Here is a 5,982-nt window from a genome sequence, read left to right as displayed (position 1 = left end):
AACACATACATTACGTAAGACGTTTGGATATCACATGTACATGCAGACAAAGAACATAGCGTTGCTTATGGAGATATTTAATCATTCATCAGAAAGAGTAACACTTAGATATATAGGGGTAAACCAAGATGCAATGGATAGAGCGATGACTAAGTTTAAGATTTAGTAATTCGCTTTTTATTTATGTAGATGGGCAGGTACATCATAAAAAGTATCGAATAAATACATTCAATAGTATTGTTTGCTTTTGATATGAATATTAGTTAAAGATACGTTAATTACATTCCAGTCCAGTCAGTAACCAAAAAGGAGATTAAATAACAGAGGGAGCAACTTACATGGAAAATATATTAAAAGTATCATCAAAATCAAATCCCAATTCAGTTGCAGGTGCAATTGCAGGCGTATTAAGAGAAAGCGGTAATGCAGAAATTCAAGTGATTGGAGCTGGCGCTATAAATCAAGCGATTAAAGCCATTGCTATTGCAAGAGGATTCGTAGCTCCTAGTGGTATTGACTTGGTTCTTATTCCAGCGTTTCAAGAGATTTCAATCAATAATCAAGAAAGAACAGCAATCAAACTAATTGTAGGTCCTAGAAAATCTAGGTCTAAGAAGAGACCAACAATATAAGAATATTTGAAAAGACCGATAGAAGTTGGTCTTTTTCTTTTTTTACTTATAGTTAACCATTTTGGTTCTGTTGCAAAGTTTTTTTACAGATAGAAAGTTAGGGTGAGTACAGCTGAATCTTATATAATTCTAAGTAATTGCTGTAATTCATTGTATGTTGAAAAAACGCAGTTTGGTTGCAAACTGCGTTTTCGTTTATGTATGGCATGAATCGTTTCGATTCCTTTCAAGGTACGTGAAGCATGGCGAAGACTTTGAAATCCTGCGGATTTGGCAAAACGTCGCTTTACATGTCTATGGTCTTGTTCTATGAGATTATTCAAATGCTTGATTGTGCAGTGAGTTGTATGTTTATAAAAGCCTTGTTCCCTTAATTTGTTAAACGCACAAAGTAATGCTGGAGCTTTGTCTGTTGTTAGAACCGTTGGTTCTCCAAACTTTTTCACTAATCTTTTCATAAAGGCATATGCGGCCTGATGATCTCGCTTTTTACGCAGTTGAATATCTAATGTGTAACCCTCTTTATCAATCGTACGATATAGGTAACGCCATTCTCCTTTGACTTTTACATAAGTCTCATCCAATTTCCAAGACAATTGTACGTTTTTATTTTTCTTCTTCCAAATTTGGTAGATCAAGTTGCCATATTCATGAACCCAGCGCATGATGGTTGTCGGATGAACCGAAACACCACGTTCCTTCAGGATTTCAGATACATCACGATAGCTTAAAGAAAAACGACAATAGTAGCCGACGGCTACTAAAATAATGTCTTGTTTGAATTGTTTTCCTTTAAAATATCCCATCTGTCATTCTCCTCGTCTCATTTTTCTAGAATATAGCTTAGTTTAAAAAACTTTGCAACAGAACCTCCCGAAGGGTATATTTTTGTTCGCTATCGTGGTCAACGAAAAGGAAAACCATTTAGTCAAACTTGGATTAGACAAGAACTAAATATATTAGCAAAACGAAAAAATATTACTCATGAAGGCGGTAACTTATTTTATTTCAAAACTCATCAGTTCCGACATACTTATGGAGTAAAAATGTTAAACGGTGGTGCGGATATTTTAACTGTGCAAGAGTTATTGGCTCATGCTTCCCCTGAAATGACTTTAAGATACGCCAAGTTATTAGATGATACCAAAAGAAAAGCGTTTGAAGCGGTAATAAAACAAGGTGTCTTTAGTTTTGATTTAAATGGTGAAGTACAAGAAATCAAAGCAGGAGAAGATATTCCAACAGACATATTGGATGCCTTATGGCGAGATCATAAGCTAAATGCGATGGACAACCCTTATGGAACGTGTCACGCTCGTTTAAACGGAAACTGTCCTCATATGGAAGCACCACCTTGTTTGACTTGTGGTGACAATCCAACTCCATGTAAGGATTTAGCGGTAGGTTTTTCGGAATTAGATGAACAAAAATATGAACTTCACATTAAAACAACTACAAAAGCAATTGAGATAGCAAAACAACGAGGTCGAGAAGATATTGCAGAAAAAAATAAAAAGAATTTACAACGTTATCAAAACATTTTAAACACCCTTCAAGAAGGAAATATTATCTTTGGTAGGCAGGATAGGATGAAACGGAAAGTAGGTGTTAAAAATGGCTGAATATGATCGTGCAGCCCACCTAAAAACCATTCATGCCAAGCGTAAAGCGAATACATATCAGAAAGTGGATGAAGCCATTAAAAGGCTTCTAAAAGCGAATAAAAAAATAAACTTTAATAGTGTGTCCAGTGAAGCTGGTATATCAAAAGCAACACTCTACAACAATGAGGACTTCCGTTCGAGAATTGAAACTTTAAGAAATCAACAATCGCAAGTACCTACACCGAAACAAGTAAAGCGAGAAATGAATGAAAGCAACAAGGATGCACTTATCGCATCACTTAAAAGGAAAAATAAGAAATTGGAAAATGAAAACAAGCAATTAAGAGAACAACTGAAAGTAGCTTACGCAGATGTTTATAAAAAGTTATAGTCAATAGGAGAACGTTGTTCTCCTTGTTCAATAATCGGGCCAGATTGTTGAACAGCATCTGTATTGAAAATTGGATATTTGTGTTTGAAATACAGAAGAGATTGTGAAGGTTTGCACTTAAACTAACGGGCAGGTTAGCTGTACAAGTTATAAATTTAATGGTTTAAAGTTATAGAGCATTTCTTTGAATGAGGAATGCTTTTTATTTTTGCTTAAAACAAAAACCTACAATAAAAATGTTATTCAAATTAATAAAAATTTATTGTAAAACGATAAAATGTATATTAAAATCAAAATCAGAATAAATAAGTGAGGTGCTTTTTATGGAAAAAGTAACAACGTTGTTTTTAAAAATAGCTGTTATTCTTTTAGGAGTCCCAGTTCTTGCTCTGTGCATCTTTTTGGTGCCTGAGATGGCGAATCTTGCAGCAAAATTGCTTCCACAGTTTGCTTTTATAAAATATCTCGTTTTCATCGCTTTTGATGCATCGGCTATACCTTTTTACTTTGCTTTGTATCAGGCTTTCAAACTCTTATGCTATATTGACAAAAATAAAGCTTTCTCCGATTTATCTGTAAAAGCTTTAAAGAAAATCAAATACTGTGCCATCACAATCAGTATTTTGCATGTGCTAGTTTGGCCGCTCTTCTATATCTTTGCGGAAGTAGACGACGCACCAGGAGTTATCTTTGTCGGATTGGTTGTTCCTTTTGCTTCGATGGTTATCGCAGTCTTTGCGGCTGTTCTCCAAAAACTTTTACAAGATGCAATTAATATCAAATCAGAAAATGATTTAACGGTCTGAGGTGAATAACAATGGCAATTATAATTAATATTGATGTGATGTTAGCAAAAAGGAAAATGAGCGTAACAGAACTTTCGGAGAAGGTTGGAATAACAATGGCGAACCTTTCTATATTGAAAAATGGAAAGGCAAAAGCGATTCGATTATCCACTTTAGAGGCAATTTGTAAGGCTTTAGAATGTCAGCCTGGGGATATTTTAGAATACAAAAGTGACGAAGACAGTTAAACATTGTGGAGGAAACTTAATATAACAATTATTAGGGGAGGTATAACTATGGATATTAACAATTTGATTATTGAAAATATTGCTAACCCTCATGAGCTGGAGAGAATGTATAGAAAAGATCCGAAAGCTTTTAAAAAGTCATTCTCACACGCGTGGGAACAAAATCCTGATTCTCAGGTTCTTGGTGTTTGGTATGAAAGATTGCATTTCAAGGAGACGGCAAATACAGAAAAAACTTCCTTGCTTCAAAAAGGTTTCTTATTCATGGGCATTTTAGCCATTCTGGCCGGGATAAGCACCAGGATCATTTTCCATTTTGTCGAACAGGAAGCAATTGCTCCAATTAACCTGGCTTTTGGTATAATTCCCTTTATTGCTGCCTATTTTGTTTACAATAATACTCCGAAAAAAAGTGTTATTTATTCCCTTGCAGCGTTGTTCCTAATTTCCGGGTTTTATCTTAATATGCTACCATTAAATTATAAAGACAGTATTATCCTTGCTTATTTACACCTTCCCATATTCTTATGGGTATTGGTAGGGCTTGCATTTACAGGAAATGAATATTCAAAAGGCAGTACAAGATTAGCCTATATTAAATTTAATTTGGAATATTGTATTCTCTACGCCAGCATGGCAGTTAGCGGAATGGTACTAGCAGCATTAACCATGCAGTTATTTAGCTTTGTTGACTTGGATATAGAAGACTTCTATTTTAGTAATGTCGTTTTATTTGGTGCTGCCGCTCTCGCTATTGTGGCTGCATACCTGGTATCAATGAATCTTAAACTTGCTAAGAATATTACACCATATATAGCTAAAATTTTTAGTCCTCTTGTCCTGGTCACATTGTTGATCTATCTTATAACGGTTATATGGGTCGGAAAAAATCCATTCTTGGACCGCAATTTCCTGATAGCCTTCAACGGAATACTCCTTGGTGTATTGGCCGTTACCATATTTTCCATTACCGAGAGCGACTCAGACGAGAAAAAGAACATTTCAGATTATATAAATTTTGCCTTAATTGTTCTTGCGCTTATCATTGACAGTGTGGCTTTGTCAGCCATCGTGTTCAGACTTTCTTCTTATGGGATTACGCCTAATAGACTTGCTGTTTTAGGAGTAAACATACTTATCTGGGCAAATCTAATTTGGATTATGCTCTCCTATATGCGTTTTCTACAAAACAAATCCGGACCTTCAACTATCCAAGATGCCGTTACTAAGTATTTGCCGGTCTACGGACTTTGGGCAGCTTTCGTTACATTTACTTTTCCTATAATTTTTAATTAGAAAGGCTCTGTTAATGTAACGAAAAGTTAATCTTCTATAACGTATAAAATCCTTAGAGCCGATATTATGCAGCTTTTTATACAGAGTTGCATAGTTTTGGCTTATTTTCATTACTAAAGTTAAAAAGAGGGTATTCAAACTAGAAGACATAATATATTGTTGCAACTGGATTCTTTAAAATATGTCCAGTTTCATGTGCCCAACGAAAAAGGACTACATGAAACGTATTTGATAAGCTAAACTTGCAGGTTTTAAGTTTGAGTTTGATTTAGATTTAGATTAAATGTGAAAAGATGTACTTATACTAAAGGGGGCGTTAGTTGAAGAAGAATTAAGTAATATTCTTAGTTATTCAATTAAAGGGCGCATTTCCAGAATAAGAAAAGCGTGTGAAGAAGTACATTGAAACTTTTGGACAGAATAGTTTAAGAAAGTGAAAGGGTTATTCAAATGAGTTTAGCAAGCTATATTGGATGTAATGTAGAAATCTCACTTATTGAAGATGATGAAAATAATGATTTAATGTATATTGGAGATTGTTTTTCAACTAAGTACAACAAACAGGACGTAAAAAGATATCAATTTACTACACCACTTGTTTATGAGGTATCTAGTCACTGGGGAATTGATATATCAAAATATATGAATCGAGGGGTATATAATGAATCGAAAAAGAAGCTAATTGCATTATGTGAAATTATGGATAGCTATCTTGAAAAGGGTGATTATTTTGAACTTTATAGTTGTTGGGTTGGTGAGGAAAAGGACAAACGAATTGGTGAAATAACTTTGAAAATCGATAACCTTAATATTGATTTGATTGAAATGCCTGAAAAAACATTGGTACGAATTGAGAAATAATATCTTATTCAATAATCGGGCGCGATTATTGAATAAGAAAGGACATTACATATTAGTCATGTAAAATATGTAATGTCCTTTAATTTATCTATCTTTTTTTAATTTAGGGCTTGATCAATCTTTTTTTCAAAATACGCTTTTTCTATTTACTATTTTATCAAGGTT

General features: G+C 34.1%; 7 protein-coding genes and 2 pseudogenes. 8 read left to right on the top strand and 1 reads right to left on the bottom strand.

The features are described from left to right. Positions 1–166 (top strand): annotated as a pseudogene (locus LRP84_RS22000) (site-specific integrase); the annotation flags it as partial. Between the two features lie 172 nt (positions 167–338). Continuing rightward, complete coding sequence (locus tag LRP84_RS21995) at positions 339–632, top strand: stage V sporulation protein S (RefSeq protein ID WP_098311296.1); 294 nt, start codon at positions 339–341, stop codon at positions 630–632. Between the two features lie 119 nt (positions 633–751). On the opposite strand, the gene LRP84_RS21990 is transcribed toward LRP84_RS21995, so the two are convergent. Continuing rightward, entirely contained in the window at positions 752–1,438 is a 687-nt protein-coding gene (locus LRP84_RS21990) for an IS6 family transposase (RefSeq protein ID WP_230577032.1), read from the bottom strand. A gap of 66 nt (positions 1,439–1,504) precedes the next feature. Between LRP84_RS21990 and LRP84_RS21985 the strand changes: the two are divergent. From LRP84_RS21985 to LRP84_RS21960, 6 genes and pseudogenes are all read left to right on the top strand, one after another. Continuing rightward, positions 1,505–2,254, top strand: a pseudogene (locus tag LRP84_RS21985) (tyrosine-type recombinase/integrase); the annotation flags it as partial. Continuing rightward, complete coding sequence (locus tag LRP84_RS21980; protein WP_230577031.1) at positions 2,247–2,627, top strand: DUF6262 family protein; 381 nt, start codon at positions 2,247–2,249, stop codon at positions 2,625–2,627. The pseudogene LRP84_RS21985 and the gene LRP84_RS21980, both read left to right, overlap by 8 nt. Before the next feature lie 323 nt (positions 2,628–2,950). Then, complete coding sequence (locus LRP84_RS21975; protein WP_098125440.1) at positions 2,951–3,433, top strand: DUF2975 domain-containing protein; 483 nt, start codon at positions 2,951–2,953, stop codon at positions 3,431–3,433. An 11-nt stretch (positions 3,434–3,444) separates the two neighbouring features. Further along, complete coding sequence (locus LRP84_RS21970) at positions 3,445–3,660, top strand: helix-turn-helix domain-containing protein (protein ID WP_017153334.1); 216 nt, start codon at positions 3,445–3,447, stop codon at positions 3,658–3,660. 48 nt (positions 3,661–3,708) lie between these two features. Next, entirely contained in the window at positions 3,709–4,956 is a 1,248-nt protein-coding gene (locus LRP84_RS21965; RefSeq protein ID WP_230577030.1) for a DUF4153 domain-containing protein, read from the top strand. Between the two features lie 450 nt (positions 4,957–5,406). Continuing rightward, on the top strand, positions 5,407–5,817 hold the full coding sequence (locus LRP84_RS21960; RefSeq protein WP_230577029.1) for a hypothetical protein: 411 nt from the start codon (positions 5,407–5,409) through the stop codon (positions 5,815–5,817). The last annotated feature ends 165 nt before the right edge of the window (positions 5,818–5,982 follow it).

The sequence above is a fragment of the Bacillus rhizoplanae genome (genome assembly GCF_917563915.1).
Lineage (GTDB): Bacteria > Bacillota > Bacilli > Bacillales > Bacillaceae_G > Bacillus_A > Bacillus_A rhizoplanae.
This window is presented reverse-complemented; position numbering and strand designations above follow the sequence as displayed.

Coding starts and splice junctions, on each gene's coding strand:
- LRP84_RS21980 (WP_230577031.1), top strand. CDS start 2,247: ATGGCTGAATATGATCGTGCAGCCCACCTAAAAACCATTCATGCCAAG.
- LRP84_RS21960 (WP_230577029.1), top strand. CDS start 5,407: ATGAGTTTAGCAAGCTATATTGGATGTAATGTAGAAATCTCACTTATT.
- LRP84_RS21970 (WP_017153334.1), top strand. CDS start 3,445: ATGGCAATTATAATTAATATTGATGTGATGTTAGCAAAAAGGAAAATG.
- LRP84_RS21995 (WP_098311296.1), top strand. CDS start 339: ATGGAAAATATATTAAAAGTATCATCAAAATCAAATCCCAATTCAGTT.
- LRP84_RS21990 (WP_230577032.1), bottom strand. CDS start 1,438: ATGGGATATTTTAAAGGAAAACAATTCAAACAAGACATTATTTTAGTA.
- LRP84_RS21965 (WP_230577030.1), top strand. CDS start 3,709: ATGGATATTAACAATTTGATTATTGAAAATATTGCTAACCCTCATGAG.
- LRP84_RS21975 (WP_098125440.1), top strand. CDS start 2,951: ATGGAAAAAGTAACAACGTTGTTTTTAAAAATAGCTGTTATTCTTTTA.